The following is a 24,957-nucleotide window of genomic DNA, read 5'->3' as shown; positions in this document are numbered from 1 at the left end:
CGCGCTCCTTTCAAATCGGATCGAGCCGGCGGGTACTTAACCCGCCGGGCAGCGGTTTAGCTGGTCAGCGGGTTCGGCTTGTTAGCGTCGATGCCATATTTGTTCATGGCTTCGCCAACCTGCTTACGTTCAATCTCGCCACGCTCAGCCAGTGCTCGCAGGGCCGCTACAACAACGAAGTAGCGATCCACCTCGAAGAAGTAACGCAGCTTCTTACGCGTGTCTGAACGACCATAGCCATCGGTACCCAGAACAGTATAGTCGCCTGGTACCCATGCACGGACCTGATCCGCATAGAGCTTCATGTAGTCCGTCGAAGCAATGACCGGACCGTCACGGCCTTCCAGACATTTCGTGACGTGCGGCTTGTTGGCCTCAGCGTCCGGATTCAGGAAGGATTCACGCTCAAGCAGCAGCGCTTCACGACGCAGTTCGTTAAAGCTGGTCACGCTCCAGATATCAGCGCCAACACCCCAGTCTTGTTCGAGCAGCTCAGCGGCGGCTTCCACTTCACGCAGAATGGTGCCAGACCCCATCAGCTGAACGCGGCCCTTGTCGCCCTTCGTCTCACGCAGCAGGTACATGCCTTTGACGATATCGTCGACCGGTACGTTTTCAAGCTCCGGATGCTCGTAGTTCTCGTTCATCACGGTCAGGTAGTAGAAGCAGTTCTCTTTATCAGTGAACATGCGCTTCAAACCATCCTGAACGATGACAGCGACTTCGTGACCGTACGTGGGGTCGTAGCTACGGCAGTTAGGAATGGTCGACGCCTGGATTAAGCTGTGGCCATCCTGGTGCTGCAAACCTTCGCCATTAAGCGTCGTACGCCCGGCGGTACCACCGACCATAAAGCCACGTGCCTGCAGGTCACCTGCGGCCCAGGCCAAGTCACCAATGCGCTGGAAGCCAAACATCGAGTAGTAGATGTAGAACGGCAACAGCGTCAGGTGGTTATTGCTGTAAGACGTGGCAGCCGCCATCCACGCGGACATCGCGCCGGCTTCCGTAATACCTTCTTCGAGAACCTGACCTTTCTGGTCCTCGCGGTAGTACATGATTTGGCCTTTATCCATCGGCTCATACTTCTGGCCTTCGGCGGTATAAATGCCGAGCTGACGGAACATACCTTCCATACCGAAGGTACGCGCTTCATCAGGGATAATCGGAACGACCAGCTTGCCAAGCTTCTTGTCTTTAACCAAGCCATTGAGCACGCGCACAAAGGACATGGTGGTCGATACTTCACGACCTTTTGAACCGGCCATTTGCGTGGCGAAGGTTTTGTCTTCAAGCGTGGGGATTTCCAACGCTTCAAAATCACTTTTGCGGCTGGGCAGGTAGCCGTTTAAACGCTCGCGTTGCAAGTGCATATACTTAAGCTCGGGCGAATCATCTTCCGGCTTGTAGTAAGGCACTTCCTTGAGCTGCTCATCGGAAAGCGGAATACCGAAGCGGTCGCGGAAGGTCCGCAGTGCTTCGTACTCCATGCTTTTCACCTGGTGCGCTTCGTTGGCTGCTTCGCCATCGCCGCTACCCATACCGTAACCTTTTACCGTATGCGCCAGGATAACCGTCGGCTTACCGTTAGTGGAGTTAACGGCTTCATGATAGGCCGCATAGACCTTGAACGGGTCGTGGCCACCGCGATTGAGCTTCCAGATATCATCATCGGAAAGATCTTTAACCATTTCTTCGGTTTCAGGATACTTACCAAAGAAGTGCTCACGGGTGTAAGAGCCGCCGTTAGCCTTGTAGTTCTGGTACTCACCGTCGACCGCTTCATCCATACGTTTTTGAAGGACGCCTTTACTATCCTTCTCAAACAACGGATCCCAGTGACGACCCCAAACGACTTTAATTACGTTCCAACCGGCACCGCGGAAAACGCCTTCAAACTCGTCCATAACGCGGGAGTTACCGCGTACAGGGCCGTCCAGACGCTGCAAGTTACAGTTGATAACGAAGATCAGGTTATCCAGGTTCTCACGACCTGCCAGTGAGATGGCACCCAGGGATTCCGGCTCATCACACTCGCCATCGCCCATGAAACACCAGATCTTACGATCGTACATGTCTTTCATTTCACGATGATGCAGGTACTTCATCACGTGGGCCTGGTAGATCGCCTGGATTGGGCCAAGGCCCATGGAGACGGTCGGGAACTGCCAGTAATCCGGCATCAGCCAAGGGTGCGGATACGATGACAAGCCATCGCCATCTACTTCCTGACGGAATCTATCCATCTGATCTTCAGACAGACGACCTTCCAGGAAGGAGCGTGCGTAAATGCCCGGCGCTACGTGACCCTGGATGTAGATCAGGTCGCCAGCGAAGTCATCTTTAGGCGCACGGAAGAAGTGGTTAAAGCCCACATCATAAAGGGTTGCCGATGACATAAAGCTGGCAATGTGGCCGCCAAGCCCGGGGTTGGCCCGGTTATTACGAATGACCTGGGCGATCGCGTTGTAGCGAATCAAGGAGCGAATGCGCCGCTCCATGAACAGATCACCAGGCATCCGCGCTTCACGATGCAGCGGAATCGTGTTGCGGTGCGGGGTTGTCACCGAGAAGGGCACCTTCATCCCGTCCCGGCGCAATCGATCCGCCAGGCGGGTCATCAGGTAACGGGCGCGATCTTCGCCCTCACGATCCAGCACCGATTCCAGGGATTCCAGCCACTCCGTGGTTTCGACCGGATCGAGATCTTCTCTTGTCTCCAGACTCATAGAGGTCTCTCCGAATGACGATAAATGACATGAGCCCCGCCAACCCGTACGGGTTTGGGGCAGCTGCGGTGATTGATGGCCACCGCAGAAAAGCATTTGCGCGGTAACGCTAATGTTTTTTTAGCTCTATATTCAACGAGCTACAGACCACTGAATGTAGTAAAGCTACATAAATGTCGTAAAAGTTAGCCTTTTGTATATAGGAAGATACCGCAAAGTCGCCACGCTGCCAATTCCGGAGTAGTGGAAAAGCGTATCGAAAACAAACTATTGCACTGCAACATAGACGCTTCGACAGTGCTTCCTATTACTCTTTATGCGTAGGCAGTGTAGCTAAACTACCGTTTTATTTTCTTGTCGTTGAACAACTTAATCGCCCTTTTTAAAGCGTATCAAGGTGGATTTTCGCCAAACACTGGTAAAAATAGGCCCAATCAAAGGCGGGCCCTGGGTCCGTTTTACGCAGCGGCGCGATATGCGCATGGCCCGTCATTCGTGACGCATCAAGCGCAGGGTAGCGAACCATTAACCACTGAGTGACTTCTGCCAGCGCGTGGTACTGCGCCTTGGTAAAGGGCGTTATGTCATCACCTTCCAACTCAATGCCCAGTGAAATGTCATTCAATGCCTGCCGCCACTGCATGGCGTGGCTATCCCACCAGCGTGAACGCCCAGCGTGCCAGGCGCGCTGATCCGTATTCACGAACTGCACGCACTCACCATCACGCCGGATAAGCAGGTGCGCTGAAACGCGTAAATGGGCAATCTCGGCAAAAAAAGGGTGCTGGTCCGTTGCCAGTTGATTAGTGAACAGCGCCTCTATCGCATCACCACTAAATTGCCCAGGAGGTAAGCTGATCGCATGCAGTACCAATAACGATACGTCATCAGTAGGTCGCGCATCATAATTGGGCGAGTCAACCCTGCGCGCCCTGCCCCACCAGCCGTCGTGTGTCTGGTCATTAATCACCCACAAAGTCTCCTTTACGTCGCGCTCTTTTCACTGCTCTCATTAGCGGCCCTCTTTTACTATAATGCCGGTCTCATTTGATCATGCCCAGAGAGCTCACCGCCATGAATAACCAAAATGCGCTAGCTGAAGAGATCAGCACCTGCGTGACTCGCCTGCTTAACGAAGATATAGGCTCAGGCGATATTACTGCCCAGCTAATTCCCGAGGACCAGTGGGCAACGGCGACGGTGATTACCCGTGAGTCTGCGGTGCTGTGTGGGACTGCGTGGGTCGATGAAATTTTTCAGCAGTTGGATGCGCGCGTCACGCTTCGCTGGCTAGCCGCTGACGGCGACTTGCTGGATGAAGGCCAAGGCTTTTTGGAACTGGAAGGCCCGGCACGTAGTTTGTTAACCGGGGAGCGTGCGGCGCTCAACATGCTACAAACGCTGTCTGCCACGGCAACCGCAACGCGCCGCTACGTCAACTTGATTGAGGGTACCGGCGTTCGCCTGCTCGATACCCGCAAAACGCTTCCCGGCCTGCGTTTGGCGCAAAAATACGCCGTTACGTGTGGCGGAGGCCACAATCATCGAATAGGTCTTTGGGATGCATTCTTAATCAAGGAGAACCACATTTCGGCATGCGGCGGCATCAAGGCCGCGGTGAGTCATGCAAGGGCACTTGCCAAGGATGTGCCGGTAGAGGTGGAAGTAGAGACCTTTGAAGAGCTTGATCAGGCATTGGCGGCCGGAGCTGATATCATCATGCTGGATAATTTCGCACTTGAAGATTTGTACGTAGCAGTCGAACTGAACGGCGGGCGCGCCACGCTTGAGGCCTCAGGCAATGTCGATGCGGCTACGCTCAAAGCGATTGCCGATACGGGGGTCGACTGTATTTCCAGCGGCGCGCTGACCAAAGATATCCAGTCCATTGATCTCTCCATGCGAATTACCCGCAGCTATAGCGTATAGCCATGGGTCAGCTTCAGAGTTAGTCTCAAGCTCAGGTTTCAATCGCACTCAGGCGCTTTTCCATCCGATAGCGCTGAAGTGACTCACCGCTTCGTTCAACCCACTGCTCGCCCAGGTTTTCCCAGCCTCGGCGCAGCAGGCGGTCATAAAGCATCAGGCTCGCCTCAATCTCTATGCGATCAACTCCCTGCTCCAACAGCATACGCTCAGCATGAATCAGCAGTGTGGTGCCAATACCACGCCCGGTCAGCGAGGGCCACACATACAGCGTTTCGATACGCCCTTCCTTCACATCAAGCTCAAGGAAGCCCACACAGCGCCCGTCGCACACCGCCACCAGTGTGGTGTAAAGCGCGTGGCGAACCGCCCAGGCGCTGGCTTCACGGGGCAGCGCATTGGCCCAGGCGCGCCGCTGGCTAAGCTCATAGTGGCTGGCTGCGCCTTGCATGACCGCATGGTAAAACACTTCTGCCTGATCGGCGGCGTCGCGCGCTAAAGCGGCGCGGTAGGTCACCCTCGCCGCCGGGGCTTTTGGCGCAGAAAGCTCCTCTGTCGTTGGCATGCATCACCTCTAAGCAGTTATCAAAATGGGGATCAAGCATTCGGCGTATAACGTCAGCCTGCTTTATACTTGGCCGCCTATCTCAGCATAAGGCAGTAGCATGCACAATGCCCCTGAAAGTGCGTCCTTTACGCTGACGCCTATCGGTTACGTTGTTAGCGACTACCCGGACAAGTTTGGCATACCCCGCCAACCGGGCCTGGCGCAGGCGGCCAACGCCAGTCTCGTGCTAACGGCACCCTATAACGACCCCTTAACGGTGCGTGGACTGGAGGATTTTAGCCATCTTTGGGTGTCATTTATTTTTCATCAAAGCCCAGAGCGTTGGACGCCATTAGTACGCCCACCACGGCTTGGGGGCAACCGCAAGGTAGGCGTATTTGCCAGCCGCAGTACCCACCGACCTAATCGGCTGGGCCTCTCGCTGGTAACGCTTGTCGGTATCGACACACACCAAGGAGTTCGTTTAAGACTCGAAGGCTGCGATTTGGTGAGCGGCACCCCGGTGGTCGATATCAAGCCCTACCTGCCCTGGGCCGAAGCACGCCCTGAAGCTGTCGCCGGTTTTGCACCGCAAGCCCCCGTGTTGCTGCCCGTCACGTTCAGCCACGATGCGCTGGATACCTTGGCACGCCGCGTTGATAGCGCAAGCTTGTATGCCTTGATCGAGCAAGTGCTTGGGCAAGACCCACGCCCCGCTTACAAGCAAAGCGAGGAGCCTGGGCGTGTCTACGGCGTTAGGCTGCGCGATGTCGATGTGAAGTTTCGAGCCCTACACAACGACGAAGCCACCACGTTAGAAGTGGTGGCTATCGACATCATGACTGGCTAGTACGGACGATCAGGCAGGAAAGGTGATTCCCAGACGCCGACCTACTTCTTCATAGGCTTCGATCACACCGCCCAGGCCTTGGCGGAAGCGGTCTTTATCCAGCTTCTCGCGGGTATTGGCATCCCACAGGCGGCAGCCATCCGGAGAGAACTCATCGCCCAGCACCACTTCGCCTTTGAACACGCCAAACTCAAGCTTGTAGTCCACCAGCAGCATATCGCCTTCGGCAAACAGTTGCTTTAACACGTGGTTAACCTTGAAGGTCAGCGTTTTCATCTTGGCCAGCTGCTCGGGCGTTGCCCAACCAAAGGTTTCTGCCAACGACTCGTTGATCATCGGGTCGCCTTTTTCGTCGTTCTTCAAGAACAGCTCAAAGGTAGGCGGCGTAAGTGCAACACCTTCTTCAACGCCCAGACGTTTTACCAGCCCACCCGCAGCGATGTTGCGTACCACGCACTCGACCGGAATCATCTGCATTTTTTTAACAAGGCTCTCGGTATCGGAGAGTTGTTTTTCAAAATGCGTAGGGATACCGGCCTCTTGCAAACGCTCCATAATAAATGCGTTGAAGACGTTATTGACCATCCCTTTACGGGCCAGCGCTTCTTTCTTCTTACCATCAAAAGCGCTGGTGTCATCACGAAACTGCAGCACCAGCAGATCCGGATCATCGGTGTGATATACAGATTTTGCCTTACCGGCATAAAGTTCTTGGCGCTTTTCCATGACAGCTCCGAAAGGGATCAAATAAACAGATTAACGTAAATAGCCAGCAACACGTTCTAACAGCTCACGCTGGTCATCGGCATTAAACTCACGCTCACTGGCATTCACCGCGCGTAAAATGGTCTGATTGCCATCGGGCTGCAGCACAATACGTATTTCCTGGGGCATCTTGCGCACATCGGCACTAAATACAATTTGCAGCGGGTTGCGACCACGCTCAGTCTCGGTCATGTATTCCACCAGAAATTCATGACGCTCCGGGCTGGTAGCGAGCAGATTACGCTGACCTTGCAGGGTGAAATCCAACGCGAGATAGTGATTGAGTTCAGCCCAAACACGATCAATCGGCTGGGGAATGACAGCTTCCCACTCATCACCCTGCTGACGAAGCTGTAGCGTTTGCTGGGTATTCAAGCGCTGGGCATTCCAGGAGGAAGCCACGCTCTGTGACGCGCTACGCGCCCCCAGAAACTCTTCCAACGCGTCAAGACAGCTCGTCATGGTCTGGCCACCACGCTCACAGCGCACTTCACTGCTGCCAGAACGCATGGCACTTTGCAGACGTAAATCGGCCTGCGACGTTACGATAACGCCCTGCGACGCATCGCTTTGCTCCACACCTAGTTGACGGCTACGCGCAAAGGACTCCAACTGCGGCCAGACGGCGCCCGTATCGGCCGCCACCACTAGCCAGCTTTGGCTATCTGCTTCCCGGCGTTCCACGTATTCAGGCTCTAGACCACTGCCAATCGATAACGACTGAGGAGCGCGTATTTCCGCAGCTTCTTCGATGCGGGCACCCTGCATGGCTACTTGAGGAACGGGCAGTGCATCCTGATAGCGCTGCGCATTGCGGGTCTCTGGCAGCACCAGAGGGGGCGCCGGAGCGGCTTCTGTGTAATCCAGGTTACGGTCGTGGTAATAACCATCGCGCGCGCAACCTGCCAGAGCGACAGCCGTTACGAGTGCCAGCGGTATCCATTTAAGCGCACGTTTTTCAAGCACAAAGCTCATCAAGCCACCTTAACAGTCAACAAATCAGTTAACCGGCAGCACATCACTGTGCTCCCGGTAACAAAGGGTATCGCGCTGGGTGTAATGAAAGAGCATTACTCCTCAATCACGCCCGCCAGTTGCAGCGCTTCACTGACAGTGGCGTGGTACTTCTCGGATAACCATGTCAGTGGCAAACGAATACCTGCATCCATATACCCCATCCGGTTAAGCGCCCATTTTACCGGTATAGGATTGGATTCAATGCCCAGATTAGTATGCAACGGCATTAAACGGGTATTAATTTGATGCGCTTTATCTGCGTCGCCAGCGACAGCGGCCACACATAGCTCATGCATTGCCTTAGGGGCAACGTTCGCCGTCACCGAAATATCACCATGCCCACCCATCAGCATAAACTCACAGGCCGTCGCGTCATCACCGGAATACAGCATAAAGTCACTGCCCTTTAAGCGCGAAATTAGATCTTCTGCGCGCTCAAGGTTTCCAGTGGCATCTTTCAAACCGATGATGTTATCAACGCCTGCCAAGCGTACAACCGTTTCATTGTACAGGTCAGAGCAGGTACGCCCCGGCACGTTATACATGATGACCGGTAGTTTGCTGCCTTCTGCCACCGCCTTAAAGTGCTGGTACAAGCCTTCCTGAGTCGGCTTATTATAATAGGGGCAAACGGACAAACAGTAATCAGCCCCTACTTCACTGGCGTACCGAGCAAGCTCAACGGCTTCAGACGTCGCATTAGCACCCGTACCGGCGATCACCGGAATGCGTCCGTTGACCTCCTCCACCACACTGCGGATCACGTCAAAGTGCTCTGCAAACGTCATGGTCGTGGGCTCGCCAGTGGTGCCTGCGGCAACGATGCCGTCTGTTCCGTTATCAAGGTGGAAGTTCACCAGACGACGAAGCGCCTCCCAGTCGATGTCGCCATTGACTTTCATCGGCGTCGCCAGGGCGACGATGCTGCCTGTGATCATCCGTTTATTCCTCATCTACAAAATTATGAGACCAAGCCCAACATGGACATCCAGACAAGGCGCCGAACCACTCTTTTACGCATCATGGCGACTGCCCGTTTGGGCCTACAGAGGGTAAATGGTACTCAGGCGATTCGAGCCTGTACAGCGCAAACCGCTGTGAGTTTGTGATGCACACCTATCATGCCTTTGACATGCTGCCTCAGGTTGCGTGTAATCACCCTATAAGTCGTCAACGATTAGGAGTCTGCATGCATATCGAATTAGGCCAACCTGTCCCCGATTTTTCTGCAAGTGCGACGGGCGATACGACAATCACACTGTCGGAACTACGTGGCAAACAGGTCGTTATCTATTTTTATCCCAAGGCCAGCACACCCGGCTGCACCACCGAAGGCGGCGATTTCCGCGACCATAAAAAAGCGTTCGATAACGCCAATACGGTTATTTTAGGGGTGTCTCGGGACGGTTTGCGTGCCCAGGAAAATTTTAAAGCCAAGCAGGATTTTAACTTCCCGCTCATTTCCGACAAGGATGAAACTGTCTGTACGATATTTGATGTTATCAAACTGAAAAAAATGTACGGCAAGGAGCATCTTGGCATTGAGCGCAGTACTTTCTTAATAGATGCAGCAGGCAACCTTGCCAACGAATGGCGTGGCGTTAAAGTGCCAGGCCACGTAGAGGAAGTGCTGGCTGCCGCTGAAGCACTACACGCGAGTCGTTAATAAAAACGCCCGCCCGGTGTCGTCACCGAGCGGGCGTTAACTTTTCAACAGACTCAGCGTGTTAAGCCAAGGGCATTGTTAACACCCGGGCAGCGGCTGTACGGTCTTATGACTCCGTCTGGATAATACCGTCTTCCTCATCCTGCTCACGAACACCCCGCGGCCAAGCGTAGACCAACGCTTTTAGCAGCGTGGCCAACGGAATGGCGAAAAACACGCCCCAGAAGCCCCAAATACCGCCAAAGAAAAGCACCGCGACAATAATGGAAACGGGATGAATATTATTGGTTTCAGAAAACAGCACTGGTGACAGAACGTTTCCATCCAGCGCCTGAATCACGCCATAGGCAACCAGCACATAAATAAACTGATCGCTTAATCCAAAATGAAAACCTGCTACCGCCATGACCGGCAGTGTAGCCACCGCAGCGCCGATAAAAGGCACCAGCACCGAAAAGCCCACCAGAACGGCCAGCAGCGCTGTATACGGCAAGCCAAAAAAGGTAAAGGTGCCAAACGCTACCGTACCCACAATGATGATTTCGATGAACTTGCCCCGAATATAGTTCGCAATCTGATGATCCATTTCCTGCCAGATGCGCGTTAACAGCGCACGCTTTTGTGGCAACAGCGAAACCGCGAACCCAACCAGCGCCTCGCGGTCCTTCAGCATAAAGAAGACCAGAATGGGCACAAGGACGAGGTAAATAATCAGCGACATGACATTACCCAAAGAGGCCAATGAGAGCGTCAGCGCACGCTGGCCTAACTGGCTAATTTCACGGCTTGCTACACCGATCCAGCTTTGCATTTGATCAGGCGTAACCAGGTTAGGGTAGCGCGCCTGCATCTCATCCAACCACCCTTGGCCGCTGGCAAACATTCGCGGCGTTTCATGTACAAACCCTACCAGCTGATTCCAAATCAGCGGCATTAAAATGAACGCAAGGGTTAACAGGACACTGATAAAGGCTAGAAAAATAAGAATAACGGCTAACAGATGAGGTATCCCTCTTCGCGTTAAAGCGCTCACCACCCCTTGCAGCAGAAAAGCCAGAACCAGTGCGGTAAAAAACGGCGCCAGCATGTGGCCAAACCAGATAATGGCCGTAAAGCCAGCCACCAACACCAGCAATAAGACGAGTGCTTCTTCATCAGAAAAATAGCGTTCAATCCAGCTTTTAAGAATAGTACGCATGGTCATTAGTGTGCGTCTCCCGCCTTTCGTATCCAAAAAAAGTACGTGCCTTCATGCTGCTCTCGCGCCTCCATCTCATGATTGCCTTGATCAGTAAACGACGCTATATCGCGCCATGAGCCTGCATCAGTGGCACGCACTTCAAGCAACTGCCCAGCCGCCAAACCGGCTAACGCCTGTTTAGTTTTGAGTAACGGCATCGGACACGGCAGCCCACACGCATCAAGCACCACGTCTGGATGAAAACGTACGAATGATTCAGACATACCTGCTCCCTAAAAATGCCTGCATGATCTCGCCATTGTTGCATAAACTGTTTATGTTGCGATGATCACTGTTCACTTGATTTAACGGCACTTCACAGCATCAATCAATGTCACAGCAGTAATCGCTGCGCTTTACCCTTATCAATGAGGATGCCATGCCGCACATACGGACTGCTTATCCCCGCGGGCTCTGCGCGCTAATTGTTGCTTGCAGCATTAGCGTCTCAAGCCCGCCAAACTACGCACTTAATGACTATCATCTGCCCACGCTTGGCGGTGCCTCGTCATCAGCCAGTAGTGAAGAGTTCCGTTTGGGCCGAGCATGGCTACGTCAGTTCCGAGCCCAAGCGCCTCAGTGGCAAGACCCAATCGTAAGCGATTACCTGGAAAGCCTTGTAGCGCGCCTGCTGCCATACAGCCAATTGGGGGACCTGCAAACGACGATGGTGATGGTCGATAACCGATCACTGAATGCCTTTGCCGTTCCCGGTGGCGTGGTGGGAATCAATTCCGGGCTTTTTGCCTTTGCTGAAGATGAAGGTGCTTTTGTCTCGGTGATTGCTCATGAGCTTGGCCACTTATCACAGCGCCACTACGCCCGAGGTAGCGCGCGAGCAGAACAGACGCAACTTCCTGCCATGGCCGCCATGCTGGCGGGCATGCTGGTAGCGGCCAGCGGAGGTGGCGAAGCGGGCCTTGCCGCCGCCATGGGCTCACAGGCTGCCCTGATCCAGGACCAGCTCAGCTACTCAAGACGTTTTGAGCAAGAGGCTGATCGAATCGGCTTACAGGCAATGGCCGATGCTGGATACGACCCTCATGCTATGGTCCGCATGTTTTCTGCCATGCAACGCTTGGCGCGACTACAAGGCGGCAACCCTCCTGAGTTTCTATTGACCCACCCAGTTTCAGATAGCCGCTTAAGCGATGCACAAGGGCGTGCCTCGCAGCTCAGTGTGGCCAGCACCTATACCAGCAATACGCTTTACGACATGATGCGCGCTCGCGCCCTATTAAGCATTTACCAAAACTCCCCGCAACAAGCCGCTTCCCGCCTTGCCCAGGATGACGCAGAAGAGCCGGCACGCCGCTATCTAGAGGCATTAATGACTGCGCGTAATGGCCAAACGGATCAAGCCTTACAAATGCTCGATCAACTGGCCACTGAGCTACCGGATTACGGCATGCTGCCTGCATCTGCGGCAAGCGTCGCGCTGGAGGCCCAACGCTATGATGAAGCCATTACCCGAAGCCAGCGCCTTTTGAGGCTGATGCCGTCTTATCTGCCCGCCCAACTGATTTTGGCAGAGGCACAACTGCAGCGAGACCCAGAAGCCGCTTATCAGCTCCTGCGTAACATAACAGCGCAAAACCCTGAATATCCTCCTGGCTTTAACCTGCTAGCTGAAGCCGCTGGGCGAAGCGGGCACAACGGTTGGGGGCATTTGGCGCGCGCCGAGCATTTACAGCTGACAGGGCGAGTTGACCGAGGCATTCAGCAACTCTCACTGGCGCGTAACGCAGCCGAGCAAGAGAACGACCAGCAAGCGCTTGCACGTATTGAACAGCGCCGAGAAGCCTTTATTGAATACCGTAAAGCGCTGGATGACTTTTAACGACTGAAATGAATGACACGCATAAAGCTCTTGGCCTGCGAAGGGCCAGGAGCCTGATGGACTGATCACAGCGTGAAGCTGTTCTATTTAGCGTTGAAATTCAGCATACGCTCAAGCGGCTTTAGCGCTTTCTGGCGTAGCGACTCATCAACATGAATTTCCCCACTGCCGTAGCGCAGCGCATCCGCCAGATTATCCAGTGCATTCATGGCCATCCACGGGCAGTGTGCGCAGCTTCGGCAGGTAGCGCCATTACCGGCTGTCGGTGCTTCAAACAATGTCTTGCCCGGCACCGCTTGCTGCATCTTAAAGAAAATGCCGCGATCTGTTGCCACGATAAGCTGGTTATTGGGCAATGTTTGAGCGGCCTTGATTAACTGGGACGTCGACCCCGCCACATCCGCCATGTTGACCACCGCGTCCGGCGATTCAGGATGCACCAGCACCGCCGCATCAGGATAAAGGCGTTTTAAGTCCTCAATACCTTTCGCCTTGAACTCTTCATGCACAATACAGGCGCCGTCCCACATCAGCATATCAGCGCCGGTTTTTTTCTGAATATATCCCCCCAGATGCTTATCCGGTGCCCAAAGGATTTTTTCACCTTTTGCCTGCAAGTGCTCAATCACGTCAACGGCAATGGATGACGTCACCACCCAGTCAGCACGCGCTTTGACAGCTGCTGATGTATTGGCATACACCACCACGGTTCGGTCGGGGTTCGCATCGCAAAAGGCGCTGAACGCATCTACCGGGCAGCCAATATCCAGCGAGCAGGTTGCCTCCAGCGTGGGCATCAATACGCGTTTTTCAGGCGAAAGGATTTTGGCTGTTTCCCCCATAAAACGCACACCTGCCACAATCAGCGTGGTAGCGTCATGTCGAGCGCCAAAGCGCGCCATTTCAAGGGAGTCTGCCACGCAGCCACCGGTTTCTTCCGCTAACTGTTGGATAGCGTCATCGGTGTAGTAGTGCGCGACCAGGACGGCATTGTGCGTGTGCAGCAACTGCTTTATCTCTTCAACACGCGCCTGGTCTTCTGCGGGAATACGAGTAGGGCAATACGGGCTAGGGAGCGGAGCATCAAGCTCAGCTTGAGAAGTCATAATAGTCATCGTGTCTACCACTGTGACGAACAGGGAATCCCCCTGTTAAACACTAGTCGCGACCTGTGTCATCCACACATGCCGCTCGCGATTGCAACAGGCCGCTGCGTCTCTCGCGGTGACCTACTGCGCTACTAACTATTTCTCTAAGCTGTTTTCTCTTAACAGCTTTCTCTAATGAACGTTGCTTAATCACATTGCATGAAGCCATTGTGGTGGCAAATTGTTGTCTTCTGCAAGTGGTATATTGCGCGGCTGTACGCATCAGGCACACAGCAAAACGCCCCTGGCAGCAAGCTACCAAGGGCGTTGAATTTGGTGGGTCGTGTAGGATTCGAACCTACGACCAATTGATTAAAAGTCAACTGCTCTACCAACTGAGCTAACGACCCAAATTTTTGCTTACCGTGCTGACATAGCGGTATGTCTAATTACGTGCTGTTCGATGGTGGGTCGTGTAGGATTCGAACCTACGACCAATTGATTAAAAGTCAACTGCTCTACCAACTGAGCTAACGACCCCTTCGAACGGATGCATATAGTACAGACCATGATTAGCCATGGCAAGAAGTTTTTAACTTTCTCCCGCACTACACCCACAGGATTAGCCAGGCTAGCCGTTTGATCCCGCAGTGTAATTAAAGCGGGTTTTATGGCCCATGCGAGCCTCTTCCGCCACGATCATGCCCGGTACAGCAACGATCGTTTTAAGGTGCCCAGATAGTTAAAAGCCAGCCATCAAGCGATTGATGGCTGGCCAGTGCGAACCGCCCCCCTGATTCGGGCAGGTGTAAAATCAGCGGCGTTTAGGCTTGCGCATTGTTTGTACCGGACGACGCTTATTTTTGTCGCGACTCCAACGGTTCTTCTCGTCCGGCGTCAGCTCAGGCACCTTACGTGTTTCAAGGTTAGCGATCGTGGCGAGATCATCGACTTCGTCTTGCGAAAGCTCGATCCACTCTCCCGCTTTAGCACGCTTATCAATAAATATGTTGCCGTAACGTACACGCTTCAGACGGCTAACCGTAAGCTCTTGAGACTCCCACAGGCGGCGCACCTCGCGGTTACGTCCCTCAAGAATGACGACGTGGAACCAGGTGTTGATACCTTCACCACCAAACTCTTGCACATCGGTAAAGCGCGCAGGGCCATCTTCCAGCATAACGCCATCCACCATCGCTACGATGTGTTCGCGCTTTACTTCGCCCATTACGCGCACGGCGTATTCACGCTCAACCTGGGTTGAGGGGTGCATTAACCGGTTGGCAAGCTCGCCATCGGTCGTGAAAAGCAGCAGACCGCTGGTATTGATATCCAGTCGGCCAATGGCAATCCAGCGCTCGCCTTTTAGCCGTGGCAAACGCTCAAATACGGTACGACGGCCTTCCGGGTCTTTACGGGTGCACAGCTCGCCTTCTGGCTTGTTGTACATGATGACGCGACGCGGCGCTTCGTTCTCGGGTCGCAGTGTAACGGGGCGGTCATCGAAACTTACTTTATCGCGCATTTCAACGCGGTCACCCAGCTTGGCGACCTGGCTGTTGACCTTTACTCGGCCATCAGAAATAGCGGTTTCCATTTCGCGCCGCGAACCCAGTCCCGCTCGGGCAAGCACTTTCTGGAGTTTTTCACTAACGGGAGGGGTGTGGTTACTCTGAGTCATGATCGTCTGACCTCATATCATTGGTCTGCGTGCGTGCGCTGTCATCATGTGGGCGCTGCGCACGTGCCGCAAGTCGAGCTTCTAAATCAGCAAAACTTAGCGGCTGGGTTAACGCCGTCTCGGCGTGGTCGTCGGCTCTCTCAGCCGTCTTGGGTGGCGCATCCTGCACGCTTTCTGGCGCTTCGTCCAGTGTTTCTTTGGGCCTTGATTCCTCACTCTCCTCTTCAAGGAGAGCCTCTTGTGAAACCGGTAACTCAGCCTCTTCTCTTTCCTCCCAATTAACCAATTCATGCATGGGGGGAAGTGCATCCAGTGTTTTCAGGCCAAAATCGTCCAGAAAGCTTCGTGTAGTGGCATAGACGGCGGGCCGTCCGGGCACATCGCGGTGACCAACCACACGAACCCATCCACGCTCCATTAAGGTGCGCATGATCGAACTGCTCACGCTGACCCCGCGTACTTCTTCGATATCACCACGGGTAACGGGCTGCCGATAGGCAATCAACGACAGCGTTTCAAGCAGCGCACGCGAATAGCGCTGGGGGCGTTCGTCCCAGAGGCGTGATACCCAATGCGCAAGGCGTGGCTGAATACGCAGTTGAAACCCTGATGCGGTTTCTACCAACTCTAACGCACCCTCTTTATGGCGCAGAGCAAGGCGCGCTAACGCGTCACGCAACTCTCGTCTCGGCGGGCACTCATCGTCGATAAACAGGGTTTCGAGCCGCTCGACATCCAACGGTTCGCCTGCGGCGAGCAGCGCGGCTTCTATAATGTTGTCTAAGGTCGTGTCCTTCACGGTGCCTCCTCATCAGGCTCAAAGGCAGGCTCTTCAAAGGCGCCGTCTGTTTCCTCTAAAGCAAGCGCTTCAAAAACGGCTTCTTCTTCATCGACTATCGCGCCGCTGCGCGCTCGAACATGGATAGGAGAAAGCGGTGCGTTCTGGACAATTTCGATCATTGCCTCCTTCGCTAGCTCCAAAATAGCCATAAAGGTGACGACCACGCCTGCCCGCCCCTCTTCCAGGATAAACAGGGCTTCAAAAGGCGTGTAGCGTTGGTGCGCGCTGTCTTCGCTGAGCTGCTCCATGATCTTGAGCATACGCTCGCGGGTAGACAGTACCTCACGGCTAATCTGATGGGACTGGGTTAATTCGGCACGTTTAAGGATATCGGAAAGCGCACTCAGCAGTTCGTCCAGTTCTACATCCGGGTGAATCACCCGCGACTCAAGCGGGGGTAAACCCGCCTGCACGCTAAACCAATCCCGCCCTACACGAGGCAACGTATCCAGCGTTTCAGCAGCGGCTTTTAAACGCTCGTACTCTTGCAGGCGACGAATCAGCTCTGCCCGAGGGTCCTCTTCATCTTCGCCCTCCGCTTTGGGCGGCCGAGGCAGTAGCGAGCGCGATTTAATTTCCGCCAACATCGCGGCCATCAGCAAGTACTCACCGGCAAGCTCGATCTCCATCGCCTGCATCAGCTCTACGTACTCAATGTACTGATGAGTAATCGCGGCCACGTTGATCGTCAAGATATCTAAGTTTTGCCGACGAATAAGGTAAAGCAAGAGATCCAGCGGTCCTTCAAAGGTTTCCAGAAAAACGCGCAGCGCCTCGGGAGGAATATACAAATCCTCCGGCAGTTGAGTAATCGGCTCATCGAACAGCCGCCCAAGCGCTTCGACGACGGGCTCTTGTGCCAACGTCGCCATGCGTTCAGGATCAGCGGTGGCGTTGTGTGTGTCGCTCACTCAGTCGGTATCTCTTGGTCAGTGGGCATTAGAAAGCAGTGTAACAAAGTCAGCACCTGACGTTGCGCCTGGCGCACGGTGCGTTAGCCTGCTTCGGCAGCTTTACGATAGCGTCCTTCGTAGTCGAAGAGCTTGTCGCGAATCTGGAAATGTCGGCCCACCTTGCGCCCAACCACAAAATCCGGATGGCGCAAGCGGCGCTGCTCGCTAATAACGTCCTCTGGCTTGAGGGGTTGCCAAGGCGTGCCCGGAGCGCGTAAATGCCGACGCAAAAAGGCGGCATAAAAGGCGCGGCGCTGGGCGGGGGTTTCCAAAGCAAACCACTCAGAGAGTGTTGTGCCATCCTCATCGTAATAGGTCACTTTCAGACGCGGCAGGCCTCGGCCATTAAGGGTTGCGTCCAACTGCATGCCACTTACCCGTAATACACGGGCATCTTTTAATTTGAGTGCATCTTTAAGCTTGTCATCCGCATCCACCAGCAGCTGTTCGCAACCGTGACAGCGACGCGCCGCAATATCATTTTCAGCGCCACAGCTATCGCACACCTTGAAGCGAAAGCGAAAATCACACTGGTGGCGCTTGCCTTTATCATCGTCAAGCAGCCCTTGGCAGCGACGCCCAAAATGCTCAATGACCAGTTCGCCGTCGCGCTTGCCCCAAAACAGATTAGCGTGGCCGCAGGCCGGGCATTCAACCTGCACCGGCTCATTGTCGCCCGGCGGTTTTGGCTCGCCCACTTCTGGTGCGTAAAGGTCCCAGGGGTTGCCCGCGTAATCCAAAATAAGGCAATCCTGCTTACCCGGTGAGAGCCGAAGCCCTCGGCCCGCAATCTGCTGGTAAAGGCTGACTGACTCCGTAGGCCGAAGCATCGCAATCAAATCCACATGGGGCGCATCAAAGCCGGTCGTCAGTACCGAGACATTCACCAGGTATTTAAGCTCACGCGCCTTAAACGCATTAATCAGCTCAGTACGCTCCGCCGACGGGGTCGCTCCGGTAATCAGCGCTGCCTGGTCGGCAGGCAAATACCCCATGATCTCTTCAGCGTGGGCGACAGTTGCTGCAAATATCATCACCCCATGCCGCTCTGTGGCGCGCTCAACAATCTGGTTGATAATCATGGGAGTGGCGCGATTGCCTGCCACGACGCGATTTAGCTCGGCTTCACGGTAATGGCCGTTTTCTGCAGGCGCCAGCATGGAAAAATCATACCCTTCAATCGCCATATCCAGGCGTTTGGGTTCGGCAAGATAGCCTTGCTTTACCATCAAGCGCAGCGGCTGTTCGAACACGCAGTCACGAAAAAAGCTTGCGTCACTGCCGCGCACCATGCCGTGGTAATGGCGATGGTAGATAAACCCTTGGCCTAGCCGGTAAGGCGTCGCGGTCAGCCCTAACACTTTCAACTTCGCGTTTTGTGCCCGCAGGTGATCAATCACTTGGCGGTAGCTTGCGTCTTTATCAAGCGACACCCGGTGGCACTCATCAATGACCAGCAGAGTGAAGCCTTCGTCATTGAACGCCTCCAGATTACGCACTACCGACTGCACCGAGCCAAACACGACTTGGCGCGACGCTTCCTTGCGCTTTAAACCCGCGCTGAAGATATCGGCTTTAAGCCCATAGGCCTGATACTTGGCGTGATTCTGCTCCACCAGCTCGCGTACATGCGCCAATACCAGTACGCGACCTCTCGCCAAGCGGGCCAGTTCGGCAATCACCAACGACTTCCCGCTTCCCGTAGGTAATACCACCACCGCGGGTTCGCTGGACGCACGGAAATGCGTAACAACACGTTTCACCGCGTCCGTTTGGTAAGGGCGTAAAGCAGGTGGTGGCATACAACTCCAACAGCCAGAAAATTACTTTGCTGGCTCAAGCGGGCAAGAGCAGCCAAGAACAGCGTTAGCCATAACGGCGGCCCAAGGGCCGCCGTTATGTGTTACGCATGGCTTAACGGCGTGAGATATTAACCGACCCAAACACGCGCGTTGCGGAACATGCGCAGCCAGGCACCATCTTCTGTCCACTCTGCCGGACGCCAGGAGTTGGTGACCGCGCGGGTAACGCGCTCCGGATGAGGCATCATGATCGTGACGCGGCCATCGGAGGTGGTTAATCCGGTGATACCTGACGGCGAACCGTTAGGGTTAGCCGGATAGCGCGTGGTCACCTGCCCATAGTTATCAATGTAACGAAGCGCAACCTGATTGCTGGATTGCATGCTACGCAGGTGCGCGGCATCGCGGAACTCAGCACGGCCTTCCCCATGGGCCACCGCAATAGGCAGCAGGGAACCTTCCATGCCGGCCAGTAGAACCGAGGGCGTTTTTTCAACGCGCAGCATGGCTACCCGCGCCTCAAACTGCTCGGACTCGTTACGTACAAAGCCTGGCCAGTTTTCAGCCCCCGGGATCAACGACTTCAACTGCGAAAGCATCTGGCATCCGTTACACACGCCCAGCGAGAAGCTGTCTTCGCGGGTAAAGAAGGCGGCAAACTGATCGCGTGCCCGCTCGTTAAACAGCACGGACTTCGCCCAACCACCACCCGCGCCTAGCACATCGCCGTAAGAGAAACCGCCACAGGCAACGAGCCCTTTGAACTCATCAAGCGCAACACGGCCTTCCAGAATGTCACTCATGTGAACATCAATGGCTTCAAAGCCGGCTTTATCAAATGCCCAGCCCATCTCGACCTGGCCATTAACGCCCTGCTCACGCAGTACCGCAACAGCGGGCTTGGCCATATTGATAAACGGCGCGCTGACATCCTCGTCAATATCAAACGTGGGCGTCGCCGAGAGGCCTGGGTCACGCGTATCGAGCAGGTTGTCGAACTCGTTTTTAGCGCACTCGGGGTTATCACGCAGTGCCTGCAGGCGATAGCTGGTTTCAGACCAGGTACGCTGCGTCAATTGGCGCGTGGTTTCCAACAGCGGCTCTTCAAACAGAGTTACCCGCACCTGGTCGTCGTAACGCGGCCGGGCGATAACGCCACAGGTTTCAATACCCGCGACTGCAAACTGCGCCAACACCTCTTCGGTGTGCTCGCGGTTGACCTGAATCACCGCGCCAAGCTCTTCCGAGAACAGCGCATTAAGCGCTTCAACGGGCTCGTCAATCATCCAGTCGAGTTTGATCTCAAGGCCGGCGTGCGCCGCAAAGGCCATTTCCAACAGCGTGACCAACAAGCCGCCATCGCTACGGTCATGGTACGCCAGCAGCTTACCGTCACGATTAAGCCCCTGAATCACCTCAAAGAAGGCTTTGATATCTTCTGGGTCGTCGACATCCGGGCAGGTATCGCCTACCTGACCATATACCTGCGCCAGCGCAGAGCCGCCCAAGCGATTTTGACCGCTCCCCAGGTCGATCAGAATAAGATCCGACTCATCTTGATCCAGGTTGATCTGTGGCGTCAGGGTTGCCATCGCATCAGTCACAGGCGCGAAGCCGGTAATCACTACCGACAGCGGTGATGTAACGCTTTTCTCTTCGCTATCCCCTTGGTCACTCACATCCTGCCAAGACGTACGCATCGACATGGAGTCTTTGCCGACCGGCACCGCAATCCCTAACGCCGGGCAAAGCTCCATCCCCACCGCGTGAACCGCATCATAAAGCGCCTGATTTTCGCCAGGGTGATCAGCGGCGCTCATCCAGTTAGCCGAAAGCTTGATATCGCTTAGCTTGGCAATGGGCGCTGCCGCGAGATTCGTAATCGCCTCGGCGACCGCCAGGCGTGCGCTGGCGGCGGGGTCAATCAAGGCAACCGGCGGACGCTCCCCCATCGCCATCGCTTCACCGGCATGGGTGTCATAACTGGCCGTTGTGACCGCTACATCCGCAACCGGCACTTGCCAAGGGCCGACCATTTGGTCACGCGCCACCTGGCCTGTAATTGAGCGGTCGCCAATGGTAATCAAGAAGCTCTTGGAGGCCACGGCGGGCAGGCGTAGGACGCGATCAAGCGCCTCACGCAGGTCGAGATTATCCAGCATTACACCGGAAAGCTCTGGCGCATGGCGCTCAAAGCTGCGCTGCATTTTCGGCGCTTTACCGAACAGCACGCTCATGGGCAGGTCAATCGGCTTGCTGTTGAAGTGGCCATCGCGCACTTCAAGGTGGTGGTCAGCCTGCGCTTCACCCACCACCGCATAGGGGCAACGCTCGCGCTTACACAGCGCATCAAACGTTGCCAGGTCCTCAGCCGCAACGGCCAGCACGTAGCGCTCCTGCGCTTCGTTACACCAGATTTCAAGCGGGCTCATACCCGGCTCAGCATTAGGCACCGCCCGTAAATCGAACAGCCCACCCCGGTTGCCGTCTTTAACAAGCTCCGGCAGCGCATTGGAAAGCCCCCCCGCCCCCACATCGTGGATAAAGCAGATCGGGTTTTTGTCTCCCATGGCCCAGCAGCGGTCAATCACTTCCTGAGCGCGTCGCTCGATTTCCGGGTTTTCACGCTGTACCGAAGCAAAGTCCAGGTCGGCACTTGAGGTGCCTGAAGACATGCTGGAGGCCGCGCCGCCGCCCAGGCCGATCAACATCGCTGGGCCACCCATCACAATCAGCTTACCGCCGACAGGAATATCGCCCTTTTGAACGTGCTGGGCGCGAATATTACCGTAACCGCCCGCCAGCATGATCGGCTTGTGGAAGCCGCGACGCTCAATGCCGCCCTCGTTGAGGGTGTCCTGCTCATAGGTACGGAAGTAACCGGTAAGGTTCGGGCGACCAAACTCGTTATTAAACGCCGCGCCGCCAATCGGACCTTCCAGCATGATGGCAAGGGCGGACTGCATGCGCTCGGGCTTGCCATAATCAAACGCTTCCCAAGGCTGTACAAACTCGGGGATACGCAGGTTGGAAACGGTAAAACCGGAAAGGCCCGCTTTCGGCTTACCGCCGATACCGGTGGCGCCTTCATCGCGAATCTCACCACCCGAGCCTGTCGCCGCACCAGGGAACGGCGCAATCGCAGTCGGATGGTTATGGGTTTCCACCTTCATCAGAATATGAATCGGCTCCTGATGTGTTCCGTACAGCGCACGCTCTCCCTCAGCGCCGGTCAGCGGCGTGGGATAAAAACGCCCCGCCTGGCTGCCTTTGATAACCGCAGCGTTATCGCTATAGGCCGACAAGACGTTTTCAGGGGAGGTCGCAAAGGTGTTCTTGATCATCTTGAACAGCGAATGGGTCTGCGGCTCGCCGTCAATGATCCAGTCCGCGTTGAAGATTTTATGCCGGCAGTGCTCAGAGTTCGCCTGGGCGAACATCATCAGCTCAATGTCGGAGGGGTTGCGCTGAAGCTCGTTAAAGGCATCGACCAGGTAGTCGACTTCGTCATCGGCAAGCGCCAGGCCCAATTCACGGTTAGCGGTTACCAGCGCCTCGCGCCCGCTGTTTAAAATGTCCACGCTACCCAGCGGTGCCGGGTCGTGGTGAGCAAATAGCGCCGCCGCTTCAGCCGCATCATTAAGCACGGTTTCGGTCATTCGGTCGTGCAACAGCGCCATCAGCGCAGCCAGGCTCTCTTCGCTGGGCGCACGGCTAAACCCTACCCGATAATCAACTCCACGTTCTATCCGGCGAATGCCCGACAGCCCACAGTTATGTGCAATATCCGTCGCTTTGGATGACCAGGGCGACTGGGTGCCTAACCGCGGTACGACCAGAAAACGTTGAGCGTCGGCAGGTATCTCGGCATGGGTGGGGGTGCCGTAATCCAACAGTTGCGCCAAACGCTCGTGAGAGGCATCACTGAGTTCTTCACGGTGGTCAATCAAATGAACATAGTGGGCAGACAGCGCCTCCACCTCGGGAACACGTTCACGCAGCACCGTTAGCAACCGTGTATGACGGAAGGTAGAAAGGGCGGGCGCGCCTCGCAATTCGAGCATATCCTGAAGCCTCTAGAGCAGGGAGAATTCGTGCAGGGAAATAGCAGGCCGCCAAGCGGCCCCTTAAATGACACTCATTGGGCCCTATGATACTGGAAAGCGGCGGCCACACGAAATCAACAAGGTGACAGCATGACGATGGCTGGGTATTGTGGCTGCTTGTTTCATCCCGACAAGACCTTATGCCGACATTGATCCATGCCCATTTTTTAGCGCACACTCGCCTTTATTTAACCTTTATTATCATTATCTTATTGGTACTTGCGCCCACCTTGCCCAAGGTACCACCTGGCGAGCATTTAACGCATATCCAGGCAAAAGATTTTATCACGGCTCAGACGCGCAACACGCCCACGACTTACTACGAGGGTCGCCAGGGACCCACTGGGTTTGAGTATGAGCTGATGCATCAGTTTGCCGAGTATTTGGGAGTAAGCCTCAATCTCAACGCCAAACATCACCCTGAAAGCGTCTTGTCGGCCGTGCGTGAACAAGGCGATTTTGGCGCTGCCGCCCTACCACTACTCCCTGACGCATCCGATGTGCACTACACGCGCCCCATCATTCAAATGCAACCACTACTGGTGTACCGGCGCGGTTTACACGGCATAAAGGCACCCAGCGACCTGGTAGGCCTTGAGATTGGCACGCTAAGCCAGGCAGGTACCAGCGAAGCGCTGCGCGAGTTGCAGCGCGACTACGCTGACTTAAGCTGGAAAGAGTCTCACGCATTGGATGTCGATGAACTGCTTGTCCAGGTCGAGAGCGGCGTACTCGACGCAGCGGTTATTTTTGATCATCAGTTCCGGCTTAACCGACTCTTTTTCCCCGATGTAGAGCGCGGATTTTTAATGGGCGACCCGCTTTCCATGGTATGGGCGCTTCCTCGCGGCCGCGGTTTAGGGCTGCTCGAAGCCGCCAATGACTTCCTGCAAACCCTTCAGGAAAATGGCACGCTCGACCATCTGGTTAACCGCTACTTTGGTCATGATGATTATTTAGAGTATGTGGGTACGCGCACCTTTTTGGCGCACCTGGATGCGCGCCTACCCCAGTTTACCGACCTGTTTAAGCAGGCGGCACGTGACACAGGATTTGACTGGAAACTGCTGGCGGCAGTGGGTTATCAGGAATCCCACTGGGACGCGGAAGCGGTGTCCCCCACCGGCGTGCGAGGCGTTATGATGCTCACCCACCCTACCGCCAGCGAAATGGGTGTGGATAACCGCCGAGACGCGGCGCAAAGCATTGATGGGGGCGCCCGCTACCTGCGCAGCCTTAAAGACCGCCTGCCTGAAAGCATTACCGGAGATGATCGTCTTTATATGGCCATGGCGGCCTACAATGTTGGCCTTGGTCACCTTTACGATGCCCGTAAAATTACCCAAGAGCTCGGTGGGGACCCCAACCGCTGGCAAGATGTTCGCGAGGCGCTTCCCCTGTTACAGCAACAGGAGTGGCATAGCCAAACGCGCCACGGCTATGCGCGTGGCGGTGAGCCGGTCATTTATGTGCGCAATATCCGGCGCTACTACGAGATGCTGGAGTACGTTGAGCACAGCCGTCAGCAATTTTTCCAGTTAGGTCAAACCGCAACCAGCGATTCTCTCCTACTGCCATTTGAGTTAATTCCGCCGTTGAATCAATAGCCTCACTACAGAGCCTTCCAACTCGCCCCCACCTTGCCCTTCGTGGTTAAAGAAAATTTCTGGCGTTTGGATTACGCTTTTCAAATAGCAGGTAAAAACGTACTGGCGATTACAAGCGTTTATCCTGCGCCTGCGACCAGGGCATTGTACCTGAGTACTTTATGCCAACCTGGTTGGATAAGCAGTTGGCCATGTCTGGTTAGACCCATAGAAACGGGTTAGATAGATAAGAGTTGGTTACATCGAAAACCATTAATGACTTCGCCGGAAGGCATGCACAGCCATCAGCTAACCGACCA

General features: G+C 55.0%; 19 protein-coding genes and 2 tRNA genes. 5 read left to right on the top strand and 16 right to left on the bottom strand.

The genetic code is table 11. The features are described from left to right. Nucleotides 1-56 precede the first annotated feature (56 nt). Together aceE and ampD are read right to left on the bottom strand one after the other, a co-directional pair. Nucleotides 57-2,729, bottom strand: a complete 2,673-nt coding sequence (gene aceE / locus ACT3T6_RS09875) for a pyruvate dehydrogenase (acetyl-transferring), homodimeric type (RefSeq protein ID WP_172117411.1) — start codon at nucleotides 2,727-2,729, stop codon at nucleotides 57-59. Nucleotides 2,730-3,111: 382 nt separating this feature from the next. Continuing rightward, the gene (gene ampD, locus ACT3T6_RS09870; RefSeq protein WP_193053326.1) at nucleotides 3,112-3,696 is read right to left on the bottom strand and encodes a 1,6-anhydro-N-acetylmuramyl-L-alanine amidase AmpD; all 585 of its coding nucleotides are present in this window, start codon (nucleotides 3,694-3,696) and stop codon (nucleotides 3,112-3,114) included. A gap of 107 nt (nucleotides 3,697-3,803) precedes the next feature. Between ampD and nadC the strand changes: the two genes are divergently transcribed. Continuing rightward, entirely contained in the window at nucleotides 3,804-4,658 is an 855-nt protein-coding gene (nadC, locus tag ACT3T6_RS09865) for a carboxylating nicotinate-nucleotide diphosphorylase (RefSeq protein WP_193053279.1), read from the top strand. Nucleotides 4,659-4,689: 31 nt separating this feature from the next. Here nadC and ACT3T6_RS09860 read toward each other — a convergent pair whose 3' ends face one another. Beyond that, entirely contained in the window at nucleotides 4,690-5,220 is a 531-nt protein-coding gene (locus tag ACT3T6_RS09860) for a GNAT family N-acetyltransferase (protein ID WP_172117409.1), read from the bottom strand. Between the two features lie 100 nt (nucleotides 5,221-5,320). Between ACT3T6_RS09860 and tsaA the strand changes: the two genes are divergently transcribed. After that, nucleotides 5,321-6,052, top strand: coding sequence for a tRNA (N6-threonylcarbamoyladenosine(37)-N6)-methyltransferase TrmO (gene tsaA, locus ACT3T6_RS09855; protein ID WP_193053280.1), 732 nt, complete (start codon nucleotides 5,321-5,323; stop codon nucleotides 6,050-6,052). 9 nt (nucleotides 6,053-6,061) lie between these two features. Here tsaA and purC read toward each other — a convergent pair whose 3' ends face one another. From purC to dapA, 3 genes are all read right to left on the bottom strand, one after another. Then, nucleotides 6,062-6,778 carry a phosphoribosylaminoimidazolesuccinocarboxamide synthase gene (gene purC / locus ACT3T6_RS09850; protein WP_172117407.1) on the bottom strand — a complete coding sequence of 239 codons (717 nt, stop codon included), beginning with the start codon at nucleotides 6,776-6,778 and terminating at the stop codon, nucleotides 6,062-6,064. A gap of 30 nt (nucleotides 6,779-6,808) precedes the next feature. Further along, nucleotides 6,809-7,792, bottom strand: coding sequence for an outer membrane protein assembly factor BamC (gene bamC, locus ACT3T6_RS09845; RefSeq protein WP_193053281.1), 984 nt, complete (start codon nucleotides 7,790-7,792; stop codon nucleotides 6,809-6,811). 95 nt (nucleotides 7,793-7,887) lie between these two features. Next, nucleotides 7,888-8,772 (bottom strand): 4-hydroxy-tetrahydrodipicolinate synthase, encoded by an 885-nt coding sequence (dapA, locus tag ACT3T6_RS09840; protein WP_193053282.1) that lies wholly within the window; start codon nucleotides 8,770-8,772, stop codon nucleotides 7,888-7,890. Nucleotides 8,773-9,023: 251 nt separating this feature from the next. Between dapA and ACT3T6_RS09835 the strand changes: the two genes are divergently transcribed. After that, entirely contained in the window at nucleotides 9,024-9,500 is a 477-nt protein-coding gene (locus tag ACT3T6_RS09835; protein ID WP_193053283.1) for a peroxiredoxin, read from the top strand. A 106-nt stretch (nucleotides 9,501-9,606) separates the two neighbouring features. On the opposite strand, the gene ACT3T6_RS09830 is transcribed toward ACT3T6_RS09835, so the two are convergent. Together ACT3T6_RS09830 and ACT3T6_RS09825 are read right to left on the bottom strand one after the other, a co-directional pair. Beyond that, the gene (locus tag ACT3T6_RS09830; protein WP_193053284.1) at nucleotides 9,607-10,704 is read right to left on the bottom strand and encodes an AI-2E family transporter; all 1,098 of its coding nucleotides are present in this window, start codon (nucleotides 10,702-10,704) and stop codon (nucleotides 9,607-9,609) included. Then, a complete protein-coding gene (locus ACT3T6_RS09825) occupies nucleotides 10,704-10,964 on the bottom strand; it encodes a sulfurtransferase TusA family protein (RefSeq protein WP_193053285.1) in 261 nt (86 codons plus the stop codon). Before ACT3T6_RS09825 ends, ACT3T6_RS09830 begins: the two co-directional genes overlap by 1 nt. A 155-nt stretch (nucleotides 10,965-11,119) precedes the next feature. On the opposite strand from ACT3T6_RS09825, the gene ACT3T6_RS09820 reads away from it, so the two are divergent. Continuing rightward, nucleotides 11,120-12,580, top strand: a complete 1,461-nt coding sequence (locus ACT3T6_RS09820) for a M48 family metalloprotease (protein ID WP_193053286.1) — start codon at nucleotides 11,120-11,122, stop codon at nucleotides 12,578-12,580. Between the two features lie 83 nt (nucleotides 12,581-12,663). Here ACT3T6_RS09820 and nadA read toward each other — a convergent pair whose 3' ends face one another. From nadA to purL, 8 genes are all read right to left on the bottom strand, one after another. Beyond that, entirely contained in the window at nucleotides 12,664-13,695 is a 1,032-nt protein-coding gene (nadA, locus tag ACT3T6_RS09815; protein WP_172117400.1) for a quinolinate synthase NadA, read from the bottom strand. A gap of 307 nt (nucleotides 13,696-14,002) precedes the next feature. After that, nucleotides 14,003-14,078: transfer RNA gene (locus ACT3T6_RS09810), tRNA-Lys, on the bottom strand. A gap of 54 nt (nucleotides 14,079-14,132) precedes the next feature. Continuing rightward, nucleotides 14,133-14,208: transfer RNA gene (locus tag ACT3T6_RS09805), tRNA-Lys, on the bottom strand. Between the two features lie 274 nt (nucleotides 14,209-14,482). Then, a complete protein-coding gene (rluB, locus tag ACT3T6_RS09800) occupies nucleotides 14,483-15,349 on the bottom strand; it encodes a 23S rRNA pseudouridine(2605) synthase RluB (protein WP_172117399.1) in 867 nt (288 codons plus the stop codon). Continuing rightward, complete coding sequence (gene scpB, locus ACT3T6_RS09795; RefSeq protein WP_172117398.1) at nucleotides 15,336-16,148, bottom strand: SMC-Scp complex subunit ScpB; 813 nt, start codon at nucleotides 16,146-16,148, stop codon at nucleotides 15,336-15,338. Before scpB ends, rluB begins: the two co-directional genes overlap by 14 nt. Further along, entirely contained in the window at nucleotides 16,145-17,062 is a 918-nt protein-coding gene (locus ACT3T6_RS09790) for a segregation and condensation protein A (protein ID WP_172117567.1), read from the bottom strand. Before ACT3T6_RS09790 ends, scpB begins: the two co-directional genes overlap by 4 nt. Before the next feature lie 122 nt (nucleotides 17,063-17,184). Continuing rightward, nucleotides 17,185-18,945: a DEAD/DEAH box helicase gene (locus ACT3T6_RS09785; RefSeq protein ID WP_193053287.1), complete on the bottom strand. Its 1,761-nt coding sequence runs from the start codon at nucleotides 18,943-18,945 to the stop codon at nucleotides 17,185-17,187. 128 nt (nucleotides 18,946-19,073) lie between these two features. Next, nucleotides 19,074-23,009 carry a phosphoribosylformylglycinamidine synthase gene (purL, locus tag ACT3T6_RS09780; protein ID WP_193053288.1) on the bottom strand — a complete coding sequence of 1,312 codons (3,936 nt, stop codon included), beginning with the start codon at nucleotides 23,007-23,009 and terminating at the stop codon, nucleotides 19,074-19,076. Nucleotides 23,010-23,191: 182 nt separating this feature from the next. Here purL and mltF point away from each other — a divergent pair, with 182 nt between their 5' ends. Beyond that, nucleotides 23,192-24,658, top strand: coding sequence for a membrane-bound lytic murein transglycosylase MltF (gene mltF / locus ACT3T6_RS09775; RefSeq protein WP_193053289.1), 1,467 nt, complete (start codon nucleotides 23,192-23,194; stop codon nucleotides 24,656-24,658). The last annotated feature ends 299 nt before the right edge of the window (nucleotides 24,659-24,957 follow it).

The sequence above is a fragment of the Halomonas sp. 72 genome (genome assembly GCF_052379785.1).
Taxonomy (GTDB): domain Bacteria; phylum Pseudomonadota; class Gammaproteobacteria; order Pseudomonadales; family Halomonadaceae; genus Vreelandella; species Vreelandella citrativorans.
This window is presented reverse-complemented; position numbering and strand designations above follow the sequence as displayed.